Consider the following 21809-nt stretch of genomic DNA (forward strand, 5'->3'; position numbering starts at 1 on the left):
ACATGGCCCTCAACAAGGTGGCTGCAGCCTATCTGTCCTACTTCGCCTATATCGACGACGCGCTCGATGCGGTTCAGCCGAGCGATTTCGTGACGATGCTGAAGTCCGTCCCGTCGGGCGCGGCGAACGGTCCGTGGTCGCTCGTCTGGGGCCCGGCGGTCAACAACGGCGTGCTCGCCTATGTCGCGCAAGGCAGCGACGGCAGCTATGCGCTGGCGTTCCGCGGCACCGATGTCGACGGCTCGGTTGCCGGCGCCTTCGAGAACGTGCTCGCCGATGCCGACGCGGTTTTCCAGGTGCCGTGGCTGTATCCGCAGCAGGCCGGCGCGCCGCTGCAGATCAGCGCCGGAATCAACGACGCGCTGGCGCTGGTCATCGCGCTCACCGATCCCACGACGGACCTGTCGCTGCTAGACTATCTGCGCGGCCTCGCGGCCAAGCAGAACCTGCAACTGATGGTGACCGGGCACAGCCTCGGCGGCGCGCTCGCTGTGGCGGCGACGGCATGGCTGCAGGATCAGCTGCCGAAGCTGAACTCGTCGCTGAAGTTCACGCTGTGGCCGCACACCTTCGCTGCTCCGACGATGTGGAACGCGGGATTCGCGGCGACCTTCGCAAAGAGCTACACCTATTACGCGGCGGTCAACAGCAACGACATCGTGCCGATGGGGTGGGCCAACCTGAACGGGATTCTCGGCACCTATCCGCCGCCGGCGCCTGTCCTGAAGGACACCAACTACTACTCGATCTACAAACCGCTCGAGTGGCTCAGCGCATCGATCCCGACCTATACCGCGATTGCGCCGAGCAATCCGGACCTGTTCACGATCACGCCGATCGTCGAGGCGAACGACTCCTGGACCGCGGAAGCCGGCTACATGCATTCCATGCAGCTGCAGTATTTCCCGCATGCGACCGGCACGAAGGCGCCGCCGCTGCCGGGAGTCACCAAGACCGGCGTGGCGCGGCCGCGGGCGGTCGCCGTCGCGGCTTGAGCGTCGCAGGGGAGCTTTTGCGGGGCTGGGTTCGCTCAGTCCTGCAAGGGGCTCGGTGCGGCGGCCAATCAACCTTTGATCACGATTTTTGTGAGTGTGCGCTGCAGGAACGCCTTGCGCGGTGCGGTGGTTGACCCCGCACAGAAGCAAGGAGAGAGACATGAAACGCACGATCAAGATGGCCGCGCTGGCCGGAGCCACGCTGGTGATCGGCACCGCCGCTGCGTCCGCGCAGGGCTATGCCCGTTTCGGCGACTCCATGGCCTGGGTGCCGCCGGCGCAGACCACGGATTCCGAGCCGGTGTATGGCGCAGCGCCGGGGCCGGCCTACGCGCCGGGTCCGGTGGCTGGCCCAGTGGCCTGGGGCGGCGGCTACAACGGCACCAACCATCCGACACCGGGCTCGACCCAGGGCGATGTCGGTCCGTCTGGCAACAACAATGGCACGCTGACCGGCGTCTATCGTCAGTGGTAGTCGCTTTCAGAGCTTTCAGATAAGTCAGCGTCAAGTTGACGAGCCCGCCGCCCGGACACGAGCGGCGGGCTTTTCTTCCGCAGTGAGCCGCTAAGATACAGCCGCGTTGGATCATTTGATCGCGGCAATGTGAGCGAAGCGTTGTGTCGCAGCATTGTCTTGACCTGCCGCGGAACCGCGGGGGTCCTCACGTTGTTTGCTCCGCGATAATTAGGAACGAAGGAGCAAGTTCATGACACGCATGTTTGGTTTGGCGGCTTTGACCGCGGTCACGCTGGTCGCCGGCACCGCCGCCGCATCAGCCGGCGAGTACGGCCCCGGCGGCTACGGCTATGGTGGCCAGGTCACCAGCACCTATGCCTACCGCGATTCCTACGCCTGGGCGCCCGGACCGGTCTATGAGGAAGGCTACGTCGCGGTTGCGCCGGGCGAGTATGACGGCCCGGGCTGGGGTGCCGGCTACAACGGCACCAACCACCCGACCCCGAGCTCGACCCAGGGCGACGTCGGCCCAAGCGGCAACAACAACGGCACGCGCAGCGGGTATTATCGCTGGTGAGTTGAGTTGGTAGAGCAACGATGAAGCCCGTCGCGCTTGGCTGAGCGGCGGGCTTTGTCGTTGCGTTACAGGGGGGAGACGATAGGCTGGGTAAGCCTTGTAACCTCGAAGTCCAGCGGACCCGCGCATGAAAGTCATTCCGCCGTTTCAGCTCGTCCCTGAACCGTTGGATGACGTCGCGCGCGAAATGCCACCTTTCAAATGGGCGCCAAAGCCGATCGGACGCAGGCACCGGCTCGGTGGAAGCCCCGATTTCATCCAGGGTGATGAATGGCCGACCTGCAAGACCTGCCGGGTCAAGATGACGTTCTACGGTCAACTCGATTCGATCAATGACGAGATATGTATCGCGGATTGCGGGATGATCTACGTCTTCCTGTGCTTCGATTGCTACGCGTCGGAGTCGTTCGTTCAATCGAACTGATGTACGATCTAGGGTCCGTGCAAGCAGCGACCTCTCGCATGGCGCACGAGCCCGTCGTCCCGACCGTCATCGCGAGGAGCGGAGCGACGAAGCGATCCAGAGTCTCGCGCCCGGCTCTGGATTGCTTCGCTTCGCTCGCAATGACGGCGCGACGGAACTACTCCGCCGCCTCGCTCGCGGCGCCGCGGCTGCGCTTCTTCGGCTTGGCCGACTTCTCCAGCACCGGCTTCAGGAACCGCCCGGTGTAGCTGCGCGGGGCCTTGACGATGTCCTCGGGCGGGCCCCAGGCGACGATCTCGCCGCCGCCGTCGCCGCCTTCGGGGCCGAGGTCGATGACCCAGTCGGCGGTCTTGATGACCTCGAGATTGTGCTCGATGACGACGACCGTGTTGCCCTGCGCGACCAGCTCGTGCAGCACCTCCAAAAGCTTCTTGACGTCGTGGAAGTGCAGGCCGGTGGTCGGCTCGTCCAGGATGTAGAGCGTGCGGCCGGTGGCGCGCTTTGACAATTCCTTGGCGAGCTTAACGCGCTGCGCCTCGCCGCCGGACAGCGTGGTGGCCTGCTGGCCGACATGGATGTAGTCGAGGCCGACGCGGCGCAAGGTCTCGAACGTGTCGCGCACGCGCGGCACCGCCTTGAAGAATTCGGCGGCCTCCTCGACGGTCATGTCGAGCACGTCGGCGATCGACTTGCCCTTGAACAGCACGTCGAGCGTCTCGCGGTTGTAGCGCTTGCCCTTGCAGACATCGCAGGTGACGTAGACGTCGGGCAAAAAGTGCATCTCGATCTTGATGACGCCGTCGCCCTGGCAGGCCTCGCAGCGGCCGCCCTTGACGTTGAAGGAGAAGCGGCCGGGCTCGTAGCCGCGCGCCTTCGATTCCGGCAGGCCGGCGAACCATTCGCGGATCGGCGTGAACGCGCCGGTATAGGTCGCGGGGTTGGAGCGCGGGGTGCGGCCGATCGGCGACTGGTCGATGTCGATGATCTTGTCGATGTGCTCCAGGCCCTCGATGCGGTCGTGCGGCGCCGCCGCCTCGTTGGTGCCGTTGAGCTTGCGCGCGATCGCCTTGTACAGCGTGTCGATCAGCAGCGTCGACTTGCCGCCGCCGGACACGCCGGTGATCGCCGTGAACAGGCCGAGCGGAATCTCGGCCGAGACGTTCTTCAGATTGTTGCCGCGGGCGTTGATCACCTTGATGGTGCGGCGATGGTTCGGTGGCCGCCGCTCGGGTACCTCGACCTCGAGCTCGCCGGTGAGATATTTGCCGGTCAGCGACGCCGGATTGCGCATGATCTCGGCCGGCGTGCCCTCGGCGACGATGTTGCCGCCATGGGTGCCGGCGCCCGGGCCGATGTCGAGCACATAGTCGGCGAGGCGAATGGCATCCTCGTCATGCTCGACGACGATCACGGTGTTGCCGAGGTCGCGCAGCCGCTTCAGCGTATCGAGCAGGCGGGCATTGTCGCGCTGGTGCAGGCCGATCGACGGCTCGTCCAGCACATAGAGCACGCCCGTCAGCCCCGAGCCGATCTGCGAGGCCAGGCGGATGCGCTGGCTCTCGCCGCCGGACAAGGTGCCGGAGGAGCGCGCCAGGGTCAGGTAGTTCAGGCCGACGTCGAGCAGGAAGGTCAGGCGGTCGCGGATCTCCTTGAGGATGCGGGTGGCGATCTCGGTCTGCTGCGCGTTCAGGGCCTTCGGCACCTCGGCAAACCATTCGCCGGCAGCCTTGACGGAGAGATCGCTGATCTCGCCGATGTGCTTGCCGCCGACCTTGACGCACAGCGCCTCGGGCTTGAGCCGGAAGCCTTTGCAGCCGGCGCAGGGCACGTCGTTGAAGTACTTGCCGAGCTCCTCGCGCGCCCATTCGCTCTCGGTCTCGCGGAAGCGGCGCTCGATGTTGGTGATCACGCCCTCGAACGGCTTCTTGGTGTCGTAGGCGCGAACGCCGTCCTCATAGGTGAACTTGATCTCGTCGTCGCCTGAGCCGTGCAGCAGCGCGTTCTGCGTCTTCTTCGGCAGGTCCTTCCACTTGGTGTCGAGCGTGAACTTGTAGAACTTCCCCAGCGCGGTCAGCGTCTGCAGGTAGTAGGGCGATGACGACTTGGCCCACGGCGCGATCGCGCCCTTGCGCAGCGTGACGTCCTTGTCGGGGATCACGAGGTCGGCATCGACGTGCTGCTCGACGCCGAGGCCGCCGCATTCCGGGCAGGCGCCGTAGGGGTTGTTGAACGAGAACAGCCGCGGCTCGATCTCGGGGATGGTGAAGCCGGACACCGGGCAGGCGAACTTTTCGGAGAACAGGATGCGCTCCGGTCCGCTCTTGTCGTGGATCTTGGCCACCTTCTTCTTCTCGTCATGGCCGGGCTTGACCCGGCCATCCATCTCCTTCGAAGAGGATGGATCACCGGGTCTCGCGCCTTCGGCGCGGCCCGGTGATGACGAGGAAGGGGCTGCATCCGCGAACTCGATCACGGCCAGGCCCTCGGCGAGCTTCAGCGCGGTCTCGAAGCTCTCGGCGAGGCGCTGGCCGATGTCGGGGCGCACGACGATGCGATCGACGACGACGTCGATGTCGTGCGGGAACTTCTTGTCGAGCGTGGGCGCCTCGGCGAGCTCATGGAAGGTGCCGTCGATCTTGACGCGCTGAAAGCCCTTCTTGAGATATTCGGCGAGCTCCTTCTTGTACTCGCCCTTGCGGCCGCGCACGACCGGCGCCAGCAGATAGAGGCGGGTGCCTTCGGGCAGCGCCAGCACGCGGTCGACCATCTGCGAGACGGTCTGGCTCTCGATCGGCAGGCCGGTCGCGGGCGAGTAGGGCACGCCGACGCGCGCCCACAGCAGGCGCATGTAGTCGTAGATCTCGGTGACGGTGCCCACCGTCGAGCGCGGGTTCTTCGAGGTCGTCTTCTGCTCGATCGAGATCGCCGGCGACAGGCCATCGATCTGGTCGACATCCGGCTTCTGCATCATCTCGAGGAACTGGCGCGCATAGGCCGACAGCGATTCGACGTAGCGGCGCTGGCCCTCGGCATAGATGGTGTCGAAGGCGAGCGAGGATTTGCCGGAGCCGGACAGCCCGGTGAACACCACCAGCCTGTCGCGCGGGATCTCGACGTCGATGTTTTTCAGATTGTGCTCGCGGGCGCCGCGGATGGTGATGGCCCGCAGGCTCGACTGGTTGGCTTGCGCGCGCTGCTTGGCCTTGAGCACTTCATCCATGACGATCGTCCCACGGCGCGAGACCGCGCCATTGTTGCAGGCGCGTTCTGCCGGGAGCCGGCCATCGGACGCCAGAGGGAAAAGGTATCGTCGGAACGTAGGAAGAACGCGGCCGGATTTCCAGTACCGTCAGCGAATCATCAACAATGCGCTCAGGGAATGGCAGCGATTGGCAGGAGGCTGCCGGTTCCGTCCGGCCCTGTGCGCGATCCCGCAAAGAAAAAGCCTCCGCTCTGGCAGAGCGGAGGCTGTGTGCGTTGGCCCGGAGGCGACGTTCTTAGAAGTGGTAGTTGATGCCGACCTGACCGGAATGCACGTTGAGCGTGCCGGTCGCGAGCGTGCCGAGGCCGGTGAAGGTGTAGCTCTCGCCACCGAAGCTCTTGTAGAGGTACTCGCCCTTCAGCGACCAGTTCGGGGCGAACATGTACTCGACGCCTGCGCCGACGGTCCAGCCCGAGTGGATCTTGCTGTCCGAAACGGCGACGCCGGGAGCCGTCAGCGAGATGCGGTTGTCGGCCCAGGCGTAACCGCCGGTGGCGTACAGCAGGGTCGGGCCGAAGGCGTAACCGATGCGGCCACGGACCGTGCCCCAGTCACGGATCTTCGATTCGGCGGTCACGCCAAGCGCGCCGACGGAGGCATTGATGTCAGCCCAGGCAGCATCGGCCTCGAGGCCGAACACGACAGCACCCTGCTGCCAGTTGTAGCCGACGGTGCCACCGGCGAAGCCGCCCTTCATGGCCGCAAAGTCAGCATCCTCATTGGCGTAGCCACCCATCGCACCGATGTAGAAACCGGTCCAGGTCTGCACCGGCGCGAGAACCGGGGCCTTGGTGTAGGTCGGGCGTGCGGCGAGATCAGCGGCGGCAGCGGGAGCGGCCAGGGCGGCCAGGGCCACGGTCGCGAGCAAGATCTTCTTCATTCCAGTCTCCAGTTTATTCCTCGAAGTCCGCATCGCACCGATAAGCTTACGCACGAAACAGACTCACCCGTTCAAGTTGACGAGGTTCCTATAGCCCGGTTCCGTACGGATTACCGTCACCCTGAAGACACACTCGCGGCCAAACCGCGTTTTTACGGCCCAGTTCCAGAAAGCCTATGTTACTCAATTGCTTGGTTCCGTGTGTGGCGAGCCGGCACGGTGGTATCGATGCAACAAAAAAGGCCGGCTTTCGCCGGCCTTTCTCGGAACCTGTCGGTTGCAGGTATCAGTATTTGGCAATGACCGGGCCGCCGAAATGGTAGCTGAGGCCGACCTTGACGGTGTGGACGGTGTCCTTCCACTCGGAGCGGTTGGTCGCGAAAGCGCTGTACTGGATCGCGCTCTTGCCGAAGTCGAGATAGTTGTACTCGAGCTTGGCCGACCAGTTCGGGGCGAACATGTATTCCGCGCCGGCGCCGACCGTGTAGCCCCAGCGGGTGGTGGTCTGGCTGAAGACGTTGCCCGGCACGCCGTCGTAGCGGTGCTGCAGTTGGCCCACGGCGGCACCGCCGCTCACGAAGAACAGAGCGGGACCTGCGGCGTAGCCGAGGCGGCCCTTGATGTCGCCGAAGCTGGTCAGCTTGGTGAAGAAGGTGTCGCCCACGCCGGCATTGACCACTGCGGAGCGGCCGTTGATGTCGGCCCAGTGATAGTCGCCTTCGAGGCCGAACACGACGTTGTCGACCTGCCAATTGTAGCCGAGCACGCCGCCGACGAAGCCGCCATTGGTGTTGTAGTTCTGGGTGCCCAGGAAGCCCGGCGCATTGAAGCGGCCAAGGAAGGTTTCCTTGCTGGTGCCCCAGCCGCCGCCGCCCTGGATGCCGGCGTAGAGGCCCGACCAGCTCAGGATCTGCGCGACCATGGGCGGCGCCTTAGTGTAGGGCCGTGCCGCCATGTCGGCCGCCGACGCGGACGTGGCGGCCGCGACGCCGGCGAGGGCCGTCGTGATCACAAGCAACTTCTTCATCAAATTCTCCCCCGGGAGGTTGGAATGACAAGCGATGGGCAAGTCATACACAGGGCATCCCGGAGACGCTGTAACGCGCCCGCCACAGAAACGAAAAAGCGTTATAAATCATATATTTAGCACAAAAACGCCGCGACGCTGCCGGGCTGTTGACACGAAAAAGGCCGGCGTGGAGGCCGGCCTTTCCGAATGCGTGCGAGTGGCGGCTTTTTTCAGTAGCGGGTGCCCATCGGCGCTCCGAATCGATAGTTCACTCGGACGGTCGCCATGTCGATGTCCTGCTTGATGGTGTCGACGCGCGACAGCACGGTGGCGGTGGCCGGGAAGCTGATGTCGCGCGAGCCCATGAACAGGTGGTCGTACTCGACGGCGACCGACCAGTTCGGCGCGAAGCCGAACTCGACGCCGGTGCCGACGGTGCCGCCCCAGCGGGTCTCGCTGGCGGAATCCAGCAGCGTGCCGACCGGGAAGGGCGCAGCCGCATTCGCCGTGCCGGTGTATTTGTTGTGGGTGACGGCCGCGCCGCCCTTCACGTACCAGAGCACGTTGCCCCAGGCATAGCCGACCTGGCCGGTGAACAGGCCGATCGCATCGGTCTTGGTGGTGTTGGTGATGCCTGCAGCCAGCGCAGCCGTGCTCGCGTTCGACGACTTCAGGTCGGTCCAGTCGCCCTGGGCCTCGACGCCGAACACCCAGCTCGCCGCCTGCCAGCGATAGCCGACCTGGCCGCCGATGAGTCCGCTCGAGGCATTGTGGCAGCCTTCGGACTGGGTCGGTACGACCGGCACGCCGCCGACGCGATTGAGCGTCCAGCAGTTGTGGCTCCAGTCGGCGCCGCCATTGACGCCGAGGTAGAACCCGGCCCAGCTCGGCAGCGGCGTGACATAGGCCGGCGGCGGCGCCTTGCTGTAAGGGCGCGTCGCGAAGTCGGCCGCGGAGGCCGGCGCCAGTCCCAGCGCCGCTGCTCCAGCGGTCAAGATCAAGGTCGTCTTCTGCATTCGTCTCTCCCCAGTCCCATAACTGTCCTCGCACCGGATCCCTCCGATCCGGGCCCACGCGAAGGTGGCCTGTGGCTGGTTGTAGGAGAGACTGCTTTCTAAACTCGTGATCGGCAGCAGGTGTGCGGCGGGATGTGTCGAACGTGCTTAAGCGCGGGTAAAGATCGCGGCCGTCGCGCCGATCGTGGAGCTGTCCCGAGGGCACGCATGGTGAGCGCCTGGCGCGTCAGGCCTCGAGTGCCAGTCTTCGAGCGCGCCAGTCTTCGAGTGCCTGTCCTCGAGGGTCAGTGCTTGGAGACGACGGGACCGCCCCAGCGATAGTTGACGCGGACCGTCGCCATGTCGACGTCCTGGCCGACCGCATCGGTCCGGCCCGCGGCTCCGCCGGGAACACCGGAGAAGCCCAGGGTGCGGTTGCCCATGAACAGGTGCTCGTATTCGGCTGCGACCGACCAGTTCTTGGCGAAGCCGACCTCGACACCGGTGCCGACCGCAGCCCCCCAGCGCGTGGCGCTGGACTGGTCGAGAGCCGCGCCCGTTGCCGTGGCGAGACCGTTGTACTTCTCGCTTGCGACCGCGGCGCCGCCCTTTACGTACCAGAGCACGTTGTTCCAGGAATAGCCGACCTGGCCCGTGAACACGCCGATGCCGTTGATCTTGGTCTGGTTGGTCACGGCCGGGGCGAACTGGCTGGTGTTGCTGCCCTTGAGGTTGGCCCAGTTGCCCTGACCTTCGACGCCGAATACCCAGCCGCCAGCCTGCCAGCGATAGCCGATCTGGCCGCCCGCCAGCGCGCCGGTCGCATCGTGGCAACCCTCGGCGTTGGTCGCAGCGACACCTGCGAAGCTGACCTTGTTGGTCCAGCAGGTGCGGGAGGATGCGCCGCCGGCGTTCAGGCCGACATAGAAACCACTCCAATCATAGATCGTTGTGATCATCGCAGGCGCTTTGGTGAAGGTGCGCGCGGGCAGATCGGCAGCGATGGCCGGCGCAATCCCCAGCGCCAGCGAAGTTGTCGCCCCCAGCAACAGCCTTCTCATCGCATTCCCCAAACCAAGTCCGACGCCCGCACGCACGCTCTCACCAACGCCCACCCGCCGGACCTTGATAGCCCCTTCCGCCGTAAAAAGCCGTCACCCAAAGGACACAACGGCTCGGCAAGTACCGGTTCTGGCACGCAAAAAAAGGCCGGCGCGAGGCCGGCCTTTCGACATATTCGCTTTTGGCGTGCGATCAGTAGCGCGACATGCCCGGACCACCGAAGTGGTAGGAGATGCCGGCCTTGACGGTATGGACGGTGTCGCTCCACTCCGAGCGGTTGGTCGCGACCGGGGAGTACTGGATCGAGCTCTTGCCGAAATCGAGATAGTTGTACTCGACCTTGGCCGACCAGTTCGGAGCGAACATGTACTCGGCACCGGCGCCGATCGTCCAACCCCAGCGCCAGTCGTTCTGCACGAACACGTTGCCGGGAACGCCATCGTAGCGGTGCTGCAGATCGCCGACGGTGGCACCGCCGCTGACGAAGAGCAGTGCCGGACCCGTGGCCCAGCCGAGCCGGCCCTTGATGTCGCCGAAGCCGCGCAGCTTGGTGAAGTAGGTGTCACCGACGCCGGCGTTGATCACGGCCGAGCGGCCGTCGATGTCCGCCCAGTGATAGTCGCCCTCGAGGCCGAACACGATGTTGTCGACCTGCCAATTGTAGCCGATCACGCCGCCGGCGAAGCCGCCTGTGATGTCGTAACGCTGCGTGCCGGCAAAGATCGCCGTATTCGGCGCACCGAAGAAGGTCTCATCGCTGCGGCCCCAGCCGCCACCGCCCTGCAGACCGAGATAGAAGCCGGCCCAGGTCGGAAGCGGAGCGGGCGCCATCACCGGGGCCTTCGTGTACGGGCGGGCGGCGAGATCGGCGGCTCCCGCCGGCGTCAGCGCCCCCAAGACCATCAAGCTGACAGCTCCAAGAAAAATTCTTTTCATCCCAAGTCTCCCGCTTTGGGCGTCTCCAAAATGGTCCCCGGAGACGCACGTCTGTGAAGTTGGTGCGACCACGCTTGCGGCCCCAATCCGTCCTCAAATATACGCGATTCAACCCTGGATACCGTCTCCCAAAAGCCACAGGCGGGGAGGAAGTGGGGCGATGTAAGCTGATGAAAGTTAATCGCTTTTTCGTGATTGACGGAACTTTTTCGCGGTTCCATTGGGTTCCATCGGGTTCCTTGGAACTCGACGCACGGTTGTAGACACAGGCGCGCGAACAAAACTGGAACAATGGCCGTCCGCCTGCTATATGTGGATAAACAATGGACGAGGCGGGTGGACCGCGCGGCAACCGTATAGGGTCCGCCGCGAGAGGAAGGGTTAGCCACCGGACGCCGTGAGGCCGGTGTGGACGGCCGGTCCGATGATCGAGAACCGCGGGAGAGTGGTGATGGCGGGTAGTGTGAACAAGGTGATTCTGGTCGGCAATCTCGGCAAGGACCCCGAGATCCGGCGTACGCAGGATGGGCGGCCGATCGCCAATCTGAGCATTGCGACGTCGGAAACGTGGCGCGACAAGGCGACCGGCGAGCGCAAGGAAAAGACCGAATGGCACCGTGTGGTGATCTTCAATGAAGGTCTCTGCAAGGTCGCCGAGCAGTATCTGAAGAAGGGCGCCAAGGTTTACATCGAGGGCGCGCTGCAGACCCGCAAATGGACCGACCAGAGCGGCGTCGAGAAGTACTCGACCGAGGTCGTCCTGCAGGGCTTCAACTCGACCCTGACGATGCTCGATGGCCGTGGTGGCGGGGGCGGCAGCTTCTCCGATGACATGGGTGGCGGCGATTTCGGCAGCAGCGGTCCGTCGATGGCGCCGCCGCGCCGCGCGGTCGCTTCGGCCGGCGGTGGCGGACGCAACAGCGACATGGACGACGACATTCCGTTCTGAGCCGCCTGCGTCCTCGGTCGATACAAGGTGGCTTCCGTCCGTGTCGGGACGGGAGCCGGGGCGATCACCTCGGGTCTCGCATTGCAGGCGATCGCGCGCGTCTGACGTTTCGTTCGCTTGAGCTGTGCGTAACCTGACCACCGGGGTGTTGCATGAGCTTCGCACCGCTGCTCGCCGCCGAGCCCGCCGTCCTGCTGCACGCTGTCGCCGCGATGACGGCGTTCGCACTGGGGCTGGTCCAGTTCGCAGCCCCGAAAGGGACCTTGCCGCATCGAACGCTCGGCTGGATCTGGGTCACTCTCATGGCCGCCGTTGCGGCCAGCTCGTTCTGGGTTCACACCATCCGGCTGGTCGGTCCCTTCAGCCCGATTCACCTGCTGTCGCTCTATACGCTGGCCGTGCTGCCGGTTGCGGTGTGGGCTGCGCACCGCCATCGGGTGGGGCCCCATCGCCGGGCCATGATCACGCTGTTCTCCGGCGCCCTCGTGATTGCCGGACTGTTCACGCTCATGCCTGGACGGATCATGCACAAGGTGGTCTTCGGCCCATAGCCAAACAGGGTTCCCGGAGCCTGCCATGGGCGGCCGCGGCAACCGGTTAAGTCCCTGGAAAGGCGAGCAGAAAAAGCGCGCTCCGAACCCCCTTGGGGGTGGCTAGCGGCAGCGCCATGCGCTATATGATTCCAAGCGATTTTCGCGTGTCAAAACCGACCGGTATCCCCTTTGTCCGATAAAGAAGATGAGAAGCCCGGCGAGCCGGGCGGACCTTCCGACATTCGTCCCGTTTCCATCCTCGACGAGATGAAGCGCTCCTACCTCGATTACGCGATGAGCGTGATCGTGTCGCGAGCGCTGCCCGATGCGCGCGACGGCCTCAAGCCCGTGCACCGGCGCATCCTGTATTCGATGTACGAGCAGGGGCACACGCCCGACAAGAAGTACGTCAAGTCCGCGCGCGTGGTCGGCGACGTCATCGGTAAATACCATCCGCATGGCGATCAGTCGATCTACGACGCCATGGTGCGCATGGCGCAGGACTTCTCGATGCGCGTGCCGCTGATCGACGGCCAGGGCAATTTCGGCTCCGTCGACGGCGATCCCCCCGCGGCCTATCGATACACCGAAGCGAAGCTCGCCAAGTCGGCGATTCCGCTGCTCGACGACATCGACAAGGACACCGTCGACTTCCAGGCCAACTACGACAATTCCGACAAGGAACCGTCGGTTCTTCCGGCCAAATATCCGAACCTGCTGGTCAATGGCGCCGGCGGCATCGCGGTCGGCATGGCCACCAACATCCCGCCGCACAATCTCGGCGAGGTGATCGATGCCTGCATCGCGCTGATCGACAATCCCGCGCTCACGATCGACGACCTCATCAACATCATTCCAGGGCCGGATTTCCCCACCGGCGGCATCATCCTCGGCCGCGCCGGCGTCCGCTCGGCCTATCATCTGGGCCGCGGCTCGATCATGATGCGCGGCAAGGTGACGATCGACACGATCCGCAAGGATCGCGAGGCGATCATCATCTCCGAGATTCCCTACCAGGTGAACAAGGCGACGATGGTCGAGCGCATCGCCGAACTGGTGCGCGAAAAGAAGATCGAAGGCGTCGCCGACCTGCGCGACGAAAGCGACCGCGACGGCTACCGCGTCGTCGTCGAGCTGAAGCGCGACGCCGTGCCGGACGTCGTGCTCAACCAGCTCTACAAGTTCACGCCGCTGCAGACGAGCTTCGCCGCCAACATGCTGGCGCTCGACGGCGGCCGCCCGCAGACGATGACGTTGAAGGACCTGCTGACGATCTTCGTCGCGTTCCGCGAGCGTGTCGTCACGCGCAGGACCAAGTTCCTGCTCAACAAGGCGCGCGACCGCGCTCATATCCTGGTCGGCCTTGCCGTGGCCGTCGCCAATATCGACGAGGTCATCCGGGTCATCAGGACGTCGCCCGATCCTGCGACCGCGCGCGAGGCGTTGATGTCGCGCGACTGGCCGGCGCGCGACGTCGAGGCCATCATCACGCTGATCGACGATCCGCGCCACCGTCTTTCCGAGGACGGCACCATCCGGCTGTCGTTCGAGCAGGCCAAGGCGATTCTCGACCTGCGCCTGCAGCGCCTGACCGCGCTCGGCCGTGAGGAGATTTCCGACGAGCTCGACAAGCTCAAGGTCGAGATCAACGACTATCTCGACATCCTGCGCTCGCGGGCGCGGGTACAGGGGATCATCAAGGACGAGCTCGCCGCTGTTAAGGCGGAGTTCGGCACGCCGCGCCGCACCGTGATCGCCGAGCAGGAAGGCGAGGTCGAGGACGAGGACCTGATCCAGCGCGAGGACATGGTCGTGACCGTGTCGCATGCCGGCTACACCAAGCGCGTGCCGCTGTCGGCGTATCGGGCGCAGCGCCGCGGCGGCAAGGGCCGCTCGGGCATGCAGACCCGCGAGGAGGATTTCGTCAGCCGGCTGTTCGTGGCCTCCACGCACACGCCGGTGCTGTTCTTCTCGTCGCGCGGCCAGGTCTACAAGGAGAAGGTCTGGCGGCTGCCGATCGCGGCGCCCAACGGGCGTGGCAAGGCGCTGATCAACATCCTGCCGCTGGAGCAGGGCGAGCGCATCACCACCATCATGCCGCTGCCGGAGGATGAATCCTCCTGGGCCAATCTCGACGTGATGTTCGCGACCACCGGCGGCAACGTCCGCCGCAACAAGCTGTCGGATTTCGTCGACGTGCGCCGCTCCGGCATCATCGCGATGAAGCTCGACGAGGGCGAAGAGATCGTCAACGTTCAGATCTGCACCGAGCGCGACGACGTCCTGCTCACGGCGTCGGGCGGGCAGTGCATCCGCTTCCCCGTCACCGACGTGCGCGTCTTCACCGGTCGGACCTCGATGGGCGTGCGCGGCATCGCGCTCGCCGGCGGCGACAAGGTGATCTCGCTGTCGATCCTGCGCCATGTCGAGACGACCTCGGACGAGCGTACGGCGTACTTGAAGATGCGCCGGGCGATGTCGGGCGATGCTGCCACCGAGGAGCCGGTCGAGGCCGAGGGCGAGGAGACGGCCGCTGGCGCGATCCAGCTGTCGCAGGAACGCTATGTCGAGATGTCGGCGCAGGAGCAGGTGGTGCTGACCGTCTCGGTCAACGGCTACGGCAAGCGCACCTCGTCCTACGAGTACCGCACCACCGGCCGCGGCGGCAAAGGCATCGTCGCGATGTCGGTCAACAACCGCAACGGCAAGCTCGTCGCCTCATTCCCGGTCGAGGATGGCGATCAGATCATGCTGGTGACGGACAAGGGGCAGTTGATCCGTTGCCCCGTCGACGGCATCCGCATCGCGGGACGCTCGACGCAGGGCGTCATCGTGTTCGACACCGCCGATGATGAGCACGTCGTTTCGGTGGAGCATATCGGCGAGGAGGCCGAGAACGGCAACGGGAACGCTGACCAGGCGAATGGCGAATAGGGCGTAGCGAATAGCGGACGACGCAGGTCTTTCGCTGTTCGCCTCACTGCGTCCGCTCGACCGAGACCATCCTGGCCTCGCGGATGGTTCCCCGGGTTCCGGCGCTGCGCAGGCAGCCCGCCTCGAAGTTGGGCCAGGCCTGCTGCGAGCAGTCGCGGCCGATCGGGCGGATGTCCAGGCGGTCCGCCTTGGCCAGCGGACGCGGCACGCTGGCTTCGACCTGGGGAGCGAAGCCGGGCAGGAGGGTGATGCCGGCAGCCACCAAGCCGGCTGCTGCGACTGCAGATAGCGCTTTGATCATGACGGTCCCCTGTCTGGGCCGTTCGGCCCGTGTTCGTTAACGATTTGATAACCAGGTCGGGTTTCGAGACGTCTTCGCGGGACGGGCGAATTGGTTTCGTCTCGGCGCGAGCGTGTTTCATGTCGGATGTTCCGACGAAACAATCGCGGTAGCCGACCACGGTTCCGGCCCATCGGCGTCGCACCTCATTCCATCGCAATGCAGTCTCTCGGCCGCTCTTTGCCCATCACAGCCACGCCAGCGTGCCTGACGGCGGCTTGCCGGCCTGTTCCGGGCGGTATAGGACGAGCGCATGCAACGCATTGCGCTCTATCCGGGCTCGTTCGATCCCGTCACCAACGGCCATCTCGATGTGGTCCGGCAGGCCGTCCACCTCTGCGACCGCCTGATCGTCGCGGTCGGCGTGCATCACGGCAAGAAGCCGCTGTTCTCGACCGAGGAGCGGCTGGCGATGGCGCATGAGATCTTCGGCCCCGTGGCAGCCGCGGCGGGCTGCAGCTTCGAGGCTTCGACCTACGACAATCTGACGGTCACGGCCGCGCAGAAGGCCGGTGCGATCATGATGATCCGGGGCCTGCGCGACGGCACCGATTTCGACTACGAGATGCAGTTGGCCGGCATGAACCAGACCATGGCACCGCAGGTCCAGACGGTGTTCGTTCCAGCCTCGGTGGGTGTCCGTCCGATCGCAGCCACGCTGGTTCGCCAGATCGCCGCCATGGGCGGTGAGATCTCGCATTTCGTGCCGCCGTCGGTGGCCGAAAGTCTCAAGGCCAAGTTCAAGTGATCCTTCAGGCACCGGCCGGTTCCGGCGGTGCCTTCCTCTCCACATCGTCTCATGTCATCGGAGTTGCCATGATCCGCGCGCTCGCTTTCGTCTTCGCTCTCGTCTTCGCATTGCCGGCGCTGGCCCAGTCGCTGCCTGCCGGCCTCGACAAGCAGAATGCCCTGGTCATCGACACCACCAAGGGCCGCATCATCATCAAGCTGCGCACCGATCTGGCGCCACAGCATGCCGAGCGGCTGAAGACGCTGGCGCGCGAAGGCTTCTACAACAACGTGCCGTTCCACCGCGTCATGGACGGCTTCATGGCGCAGACCGGTGACGGCCAGAACTTCAATGGCACCGGCGGCTCGAAGTACCCGAACCTGAAGCAGGAGTTTTCGAGCACGCCGTTCAAGCGCGGCACCGTCGGCATGGCGCGCCGGGGCGATAGCGTCGATTCCGCCAACTCGCAGTTCTTCATCTGCTTCGGCGATGCCTCCTTCCTCAACGGCCAATACACCGTGATTGGCGAGGTCGTGCAGGGCATGGACGTCGTCGACAAGCTCAAGAAGGCGCCTCCGGGCTCCTCGGGCGGTGCCGTCACCGATCCGGACAAGATGGTGAAGGTTCAGGTCGCCTCGGACATCAAGTAGAGGCAGAGCAGGGGGACACCCGGGTCTCGCGCCCGGTTCCCTCGGGCCTTAAGGAACCTTTTGCCACGTCGCGGCGGCATGCCGATTCTGCCGGCCCGCCACATCGACAGGGCCGGTGGCTTCAGCTTTAAACGCATTGGGTCTATTCTGGACCAGCATCGCGGGCCTCGTCGTGCTCGGATTGCCGTCAGGAGGGGTGACGGCCGCACATGGGAAGGCGCCGCGACATTTCAGACCCAGGATTTGCTTTGTCCTGACCCCCGTCAATTCTACCAAAACCGAGAGACCAGCATGGCTGTGACCGAAAATACCTTGATCCTCGAGACCACCCAGGGCCCCGTCACCATCGAGATGCGTCCCGATCTCGCGCCCGGCCATGTCGCGCGCATCAAGGAGCTCGTCCGCGAGGGCTTCTACGACGGCATCGTCTTCCACCGCGTCATCGACGGCTTCATGGCGCAGACCGGCTGCCCGCAGGGCACCGGCACCGGCGGCTCCGGCAAGAAGCTGAAGGCCGAGTTCAACGCCGAGCCGCATGTTCGCGGCACCGCCTCGATGGCGCGTGCGGCCAATCCAGATTCAGGCGACAGCCAGTTCTTCATCTGCTTCGACGACGCCCGCTTCCTGGACAAACAGTACACGGTCTGGGGCAAGGTCACCGAGGGCATGGAGAATGTCGACAAGATCAAGCGCGGCGAGCCGGTGCAGAACCCGGACAAGATCGTGAAGGCCTACATGGCCTCCGACGCGGCGTAACCAACGACCCTCTCCATGAACACGCCTCTCGGCGTGTTCATGGTCGGTGTGCAGTAGCGCCCTCGGCTTTTGACCCTCATGGTGAGGAGCGTGCGCAGCACGCGTCTCGAACCATGAGGCCACAGTCGGGCCTCATCCTTCGAGACGCGATGACGCGCTCCTCAGGATGAGGTTTTCGACGGTCGTTCCAGAACGACGATGCGCACAGACCTCTTCGACTTTCAGCTGCCCCCCGAAAACATCGCGCTGCGGCCGGCGAGCCCGCGCGAATCCGCGCGCATGCTGGTGGTGCAGGGCGATGGCGTGCTGCGCGACCGCACGGTCGCCGACCTGCCGGACTGGCTGGAGCCGGGCGATCAGCTCGTCGTCAACGACACCAAGGTCATCGCCGCTCAGCTCTCAGGACGCCGCATCAGCCGCGAGACCGAGGCGAAGATCGAGGCGACCCTGATCAAACGGCTCGACGGCTCGCGCTGGCAGGCGCTGGTGCGGCCCGCCAAGAAGCTCGCGCCAGGCGATACGATCCGTTTCGGCAACGAGGGCAAGGTCTGCCTGCTCGGCCATCTCGATGCCACCGTCGAGGCCAAGGGCGAGGAGGGCGAGCTGACGCTGTCCTTTGTGTTTCATGGGCCCGCGCTCGACCAGGCGATCGCCGATCTCGGCCGGCCGCCGCTGCCGCCCTACATCGCCGGCAGGCGGCCCGCAGACGAGCAGGACGCGACCGATTATCAGACCATGTTCGCGGCCAAGGAGGGCGCGGTGGCGGCCCCCACCGCCGGACTGCATTTCACGCCGACGCTGGAACGGCGGCTGCGCGAGCGCGGCGTCGGGCTGCAGCGCGTCACCCTGCATGTCGGCGCCGGCACCTTCCTGCCCGTGAAGGTCGATGACACCGAAGGCCACCGCATGCATGCGGAGTGGGGCAGTCTGACGCCTGAGACCGCCGCTGCGCTGAACCAGGCCCGCGCCCAAGGCGGCCGCATCGTCGCGGTCGGAACGACGTCGCTGCGGCTGCTCGAGAGCGCGGCGCAGCCCGACGGCACGATCGCACCATTCGAGGCGGAGACGTCGATCTTCATCACGCCCGGCTATCGCTTTCGCGCGGTCGACATCCTGATGACCAACTTCCATCTGCCGCGCTCGACCCTGTTCATGCTGGTCTCGGCCTTCGCCGGGCTCGAGACGATGCAGGCGGCTTACGCGCATGCGATTCAAAGCGGCTACCGGTTCTATTCCTACGGCGATGCGTGTCTGCTGTTCCGCCAACCGGACGAGCGGGTCGTCGAGCCGTAGAGCGCAGAAACGTAGGGTGGGCAAAGCGGCGCCGAAGGCGATGCGTGCCCACCGTCCATCACCCGCTTTCGCGGGTGATGACAGTGTTGGCGAGGAGGGTGCGTGGCCGCCTCACGCCATGGCCTGCTCCGGCAAGAGCTCGGCGATCTGCACCGCATTCAGCGCAGCGCCCTTGAGCAGCTGATCGGCGGCGACGAACATCGCGATCGAGTGACCTGACGGATCGGACAGATCCGTCCTGATGCGGCCCACCAGCACGTCGTCCTGGCCGGAGGCGTCGACCGGCATCGGGAAGTAGTTCTTCGCGCGGTCGTCGACCACGCGCACGCCGGGCGCGGTCGCCAGGATGCGGCGGACGTCGTCCTCGGTGATCGGCTTCTCGCATTCGAAGGTGATCGCCTCGCAATGCGCGCGCAGCACCGGCACGCGGACGCAGGTGACGCCGACGGCGATCCCTTCATCCTCGAAGATCTTGCGGGTCTCGTTGATAACCTTGGTCTCTTCGTCGTTGTAGCCGGTGTCGGGATCGATGGCGGTGTTGTGGCTGAACAGGTTGAAGGCGAACGGGTGCGGCATCACCTTGGGCGCATAGACCTGGCCGTTGAGGCTCGCGCGGGTCGACTGCACCAGTTCGTCCATCGCCGCCGCACCGGCGCCGCTGGCGGCCTGGTAGGTCGAGATGATCATGCGCTTGATGCGGTTCTTCTGGTGGATCGGCCACAGCGGCACCAGCGCCGTGATCGCCGCGCAGTTCGGGTTGGCAATGATACCCTTGTGGTCGCGGATGCGGCGGGCGTTGATCTCCGGGATGACCAGCGGAACGTTCGGGTCCATCCGGAAGGCCGAGGAGTTGTCGACCACCACGGCACCGGAGCGGACCGCAATCGGCGCAAACTTCTTGGAGATGCCGCTGCCGGCCGAGAACAGCGCGATGTCGACGCCTTCGAACGAGCGCTCGTTGAGCTCCTCGATCACGATCGTCTGGCCACGGAAGGTGAGGGTCTGCCCGGCCGAGCGGGCGCTCGCCAGCGCCTTGAGCTTGCCGACGCGGACATTACGGCGGTCCAGGGTGGCGATGAACTCGGCGCCGACGGCGCCGGTGACGCCGACGATGGCAATGGTGGGATCGTGAGGCACGTCTTCAAGTCTCCGGTTGGAATCTGGGCATAAAAAAAGCCCCGGACCTTCATCAGGCGGGGCTTCGGTTCGAAGATGGTCGCAATCGAGTTCGACTACGCGCGCACGCCTCCCGAGGCCCGCAAGGGCTTGGTGGTTTTCGTCGTGCGTTTGGTCGAGGTCGACATGGCGCCGGACCATAGGGGCGGCCGGAACCGCCGTCAACGGCCGAAAGGCACCAAAACAGCGCCATCGCGGTTGAATCGGGGGCGGTCCTGACGCAATAAGCCGGCCATGAGCTCCTCCGTCAGCGACCTTCCCAACCATTTCGAACTGCTCGGCACAGACGACGCGGCCCGTACCGGCCGGCTGACGACTCCGCACGGCGTGGTGCGCACCCCGGCCTTTATGCCGGTCGGCACCGCTGGCGCCATGAAGGGCATCCACTGGCGCGACGTCCGCGAGGCCGGCGCCGACATCGTGCTGGGCAACACCTATCACCTGATGCTGCGGCCAACGGCAGAGCGCATCGCCGCCCTTGGCGGCCTGCAGCGCTTCACCGGCTGGGGCGGTCCGATGCTGACCGATTCCGGCGGCTTCCAGGTGATGTCGCTGTCGGGCTTGCGCAAGGTGACCGAGCAGGCGGTGACGTTCCGCTCGCACATCGACGGCGCGAAGATCGAGCTGTCACCGGAGCGCGCCATCGAGGTGCAGCGCCTGCTCAACTCCGACATCGCGATGCAGCTCGACGAATGCGTGCGGCTGCCGGCCGAGCGCGACGATATCGAGCGCGCGATGCGGCTGTCGCTGCGCTGGGCCGAACGCTGCCGCCGCGCCTTCGAGAAGGCGCCGGCAGGCTACATGCTGTTCGGCATCGTGCAGGGCGGCGATGTGCCCGCATTGCGCGTCGCCAGCGCGCAGGCGCTGGTCGAGATCGGATTCCACGGCTATGCGATCGGCGGCCTGGCCGTCGGCGAGCCGCAGGCGGTCATGCTCGAGATGATCGAGGCGACCGCGCCGGCGCTGCCGGCCGACCGTCCGCGCTACCTGATGGGCGTCGGCACGCCTGACGATCTCCTGGAGTCGGTCCGGCGCGGCATCGACATGTTCGACTGCGTGCTGCCGACCCGCAACGGCCGCCACGGCGTCGCCTACACGCGCTTCGGGCCGGTGAACCTGCGCAACGCGCGTCATGCCGACGATGACAGGCCGCTGGATGAGGAGAGCCCGTGGCCGGCGGCGCGCAGCTATGCCCGCGCCTATCTGCATCATCTGATCAAGGCGGGCGAGGCACTCGGCGCGACGCTGCTGTCGGAAATCAACATTGCCTATTTCCAGCAATTGATGGCCGGGATGCGCGAGGCGATTGCACAGGGGCAGTTCACGGAATTCTACGAGCGCACCAAGGCCGATTGGGCGCGCGGCGACATCGCCTCGCGCGCCGGCTGACGGCCGCTTCAGGTGAAGGCCGTCAGCTTGTTGTGAGCCCGGCCCTGTGCGCCGGCCCTCATGAAATTGTGCTGATCATGCACTGCCGACCGGCTCGATGGCCGACGGTTGCGTTATCCTCGGCCATCGAACGGCCGTGACATCACGTCGCGGAACTCTCTCGCCCTGGGCCGTTCAGTTGCAGACGAAGCGGCTTTTCACGGAGTGCTTGGTGACGAAGCCATAGCCGCAGGTGTCGCAGGTCCAGAGATAGCTGATCGCATTGTCAGCCAAATATGCCGACGCCTCCGCGGCAATCATGGAGTCGGCGCAGACCGGGCATGTCGGCAGATCGCAGCCGCGGGGATTCGGGCGGGCGGTTGCGGTCGACACGAGATCAGCGAGTGCTGACATATTGACCTCCTGGACGATCTCTTTGTTGGCGATCTCTGCTTGAACGACGTCAATTTCGAAACGGGTCGA

The 21809-nt window shown here is 65.3% G+C and carries 21 protein-coding genes; 12 read left to right on the forward strand and 9 right to left on the reverse strand.

Translation table 11 applies throughout. From position 1 onward, the window contains the following. Positions 1-2: 2 nt before the first annotated feature. From ACQR10_RS03875 to ACQR10_RS03890, 4 genes are all read left to right on the forward strand, one after another. Positions 3-995 carry a lipase family protein gene (locus ACQR10_RS03875; RefSeq protein ID WP_315799847.1) on the forward strand — a complete coding sequence of 331 codons (993 nt, stop codon included), beginning with the start codon at positions 3-5 and terminating at the stop codon, positions 993-995. Positions 996-1155: 160 nt separating this feature from the next. Next, positions 1156-1470 carry a hypothetical protein gene (locus ACQR10_RS03880; RefSeq protein WP_434847757.1) on the forward strand — a complete coding sequence of 105 codons (315 nt, stop codon included), beginning with the start codon at positions 1156-1158 and terminating at the stop codon, positions 1468-1470. A gap of 232 nt (positions 1471-1702) precedes the next feature. Continuing rightward, a complete protein-coding gene (locus tag ACQR10_RS03885) occupies positions 1703-2029 on the forward strand; it encodes a hypothetical protein (protein WP_316236424.1) in 327 nt (108 codons plus the stop codon). Positions 2030-2156: 127 nt separating this feature from the next. Then, complete coding sequence (locus ACQR10_RS03890) at positions 2157-2453, forward strand: DUF1963 domain-containing protein (RefSeq protein WP_316236425.1); 297 nt, start codon at positions 2157-2159, stop codon at positions 2451-2453. 157 nt (positions 2454-2610) lie between these two features. Here the strand turns inward: ACQR10_RS03890 and uvrA are convergent, their stop codons facing one another. The 6 genes from uvrA to ACQR10_RS03920 all read right to left on the reverse strand — a co-directional run bounded on the left by uvrA (position 2611) and on the right by ACQR10_RS03920 (position 10597). Then, entirely contained in the window at positions 2611-5673 is a 3063-nt protein-coding gene (gene uvrA, locus ACQR10_RS03895) for an excinuclease ABC subunit UvrA (protein ID WP_434911792.1), read from the reverse strand. 277 nt (positions 5674-5950) lie between these two features. Continuing rightward, the gene (locus ACQR10_RS03900) at positions 5951-6595 is read right to left on the reverse strand and encodes an outer membrane protein (RefSeq protein WP_315799851.1); all 645 of its coding nucleotides are present in this window, start codon (positions 6593-6595) and stop codon (positions 5951-5953) included. Positions 6596-6881: 286 nt separating this feature from the next. Further along, the gene (locus tag ACQR10_RS03905) at positions 6882-7622 is read right to left on the reverse strand and encodes an outer membrane protein (protein ID WP_315799852.1); all 741 of its coding nucleotides are present in this window, start codon (positions 7620-7622) and stop codon (positions 6882-6884) included. Positions 7623-7834: 212 nt separating this feature from the next. Continuing rightward, positions 7835-8620 carry an outer membrane protein gene (locus ACQR10_RS03910; RefSeq protein WP_316215878.1) on the reverse strand — a complete coding sequence of 262 codons (786 nt, stop codon included), beginning with the start codon at positions 8618-8620 and terminating at the stop codon, positions 7835-7837. Between the two features lie 284 nt (positions 8621-8904). Continuing rightward, the gene (locus ACQR10_RS03915; RefSeq protein ID WP_316215877.1) at positions 8905-9660 is read right to left on the reverse strand and encodes an outer membrane protein; all 756 of its coding nucleotides are present in this window, start codon (positions 9658-9660) and stop codon (positions 8905-8907) included. Positions 9661-9853: 193 nt separating this feature from the next. After that, on the reverse strand, positions 9854-10597 hold the full coding sequence (locus ACQR10_RS03920; protein WP_315799855.1) for an outer membrane protein: 744 nt from the start codon (positions 10595-10597) through the stop codon (positions 9854-9856). 451 nt (positions 10598-11048) lie between these two features. On the opposite strand from ACQR10_RS03920, the gene ACQR10_RS03925 reads away from it, so the two are divergent. The 3 genes from ACQR10_RS03925 to gyrA all read left to right on the forward strand — a co-directional run bounded on the left by ACQR10_RS03925 (position 11049) and on the right by gyrA (position 15013). Next, positions 11049-11546: a single-stranded DNA-binding protein gene (locus ACQR10_RS03925; RefSeq protein WP_315711764.1), complete on the forward strand. Its 498-nt coding sequence runs from the start codon at positions 11049-11051 to the stop codon at positions 11544-11546. 152 nt (positions 11547-11698) lie between these two features. Further along, a complete protein-coding gene (locus ACQR10_RS03930; RefSeq protein ID WP_316215876.1) occupies positions 11699-12097 on the forward strand; it encodes a DUF2306 domain-containing protein in 399 nt (132 codons plus the stop codon). 171 nt (positions 12098-12268) lie between these two features. After that, positions 12269-15013, forward strand: coding sequence for a DNA gyrase subunit A (gene gyrA, locus ACQR10_RS03935; protein ID WP_316215875.1), 2745 nt, complete (start codon positions 12269-12271; stop codon positions 15011-15013). 43 nt (positions 15014-15056) lie between these two features. Here the strand turns inward: gyrA and ACQR10_RS03940 are convergent, their stop codons facing one another. Beyond that, complete coding sequence (locus ACQR10_RS03940) at positions 15057-15314, reverse strand: hypothetical protein (protein ID WP_315799858.1); 258 nt, start codon at positions 15312-15314, stop codon at positions 15057-15059. Positions 15315-15606: 292 nt separating this feature from the next. On the opposite strand from ACQR10_RS03940, the gene coaD reads away from it, so the two are divergent. The 4 genes from coaD (at position 15607) to queA (ending at position 18782) form a co-directional block, all read left to right on the forward strand. Then, positions 15607-16101, forward strand: coding sequence for a pantetheine-phosphate adenylyltransferase (coaD, locus tag ACQR10_RS03945; protein ID WP_316215874.1), 495 nt, complete (start codon positions 15607-15609; stop codon positions 16099-16101). Positions 16102-16169: 68 nt separating this feature from the next. Next, positions 16170-16733 carry a peptidylprolyl isomerase gene (locus ACQR10_RS03950; protein WP_315711771.1) on the forward strand — a complete coding sequence of 188 codons (564 nt, stop codon included), beginning with the start codon at positions 16170-16172 and terminating at the stop codon, positions 16731-16733. Between the two features lie 291 nt (positions 16734-17024). Further along, on the forward strand, positions 17025-17489 hold the full coding sequence (locus ACQR10_RS03955; protein WP_316215873.1) for a peptidylprolyl isomerase: 465 nt from the start codon (positions 17025-17027) through the stop codon (positions 17487-17489). A gap of 198 nt (positions 17490-17687) precedes the next feature. After that, positions 17688-18782: a tRNA preQ1(34) S-adenosylmethionine ribosyltransferase-isomerase QueA gene (queA, locus tag ACQR10_RS03960; RefSeq protein WP_316178612.1), complete on the forward strand. Its 1095-nt coding sequence runs from the start codon at positions 17688-17690 to the stop codon at positions 18780-18782. A gap of 111 nt (positions 18783-18893) precedes the next feature. Here the strand turns inward: queA and ACQR10_RS03965 are convergent, their stop codons facing one another. After that, positions 18894-19919: an aspartate-semialdehyde dehydrogenase gene (locus ACQR10_RS03965; RefSeq protein WP_315799862.1), complete on the reverse strand. Its 1026-nt coding sequence runs from the start codon at positions 19917-19919 to the stop codon at positions 18894-18896. A 273-nt stretch (positions 19920-20192) separates the two neighbouring features. Between ACQR10_RS03965 and tgt the strand changes: the two genes are divergently transcribed. Next, entirely contained in the window at positions 20193-21347 is a 1155-nt protein-coding gene (gene tgt, locus ACQR10_RS03970; protein WP_316215872.1) for a tRNA guanosine(34) transglycosylase Tgt, read from the forward strand. 174 nt (positions 21348-21521) lie between these two features. On the opposite strand, the gene ACQR10_RS03975 is transcribed toward tgt, so the two are convergent. Continuing rightward, positions 21522-21740, reverse strand: coding sequence for a hypothetical protein (locus tag ACQR10_RS03975; protein WP_315711782.1), 219 nt, complete (start codon positions 21738-21740; stop codon positions 21522-21524). Positions 21741-21809 lie beyond the last annotated feature (69 nt).

The sequence above is a fragment of the Bradyrhizobium sp. HKCCYLRH2060 genome (genome assembly GCF_051168135.1).
In the GTDB taxonomy this organism is placed as follows: Bacteria; Pseudomonadota; Alphaproteobacteria; order Rhizobiales; family Xanthobacteraceae; genus Bradyrhizobium.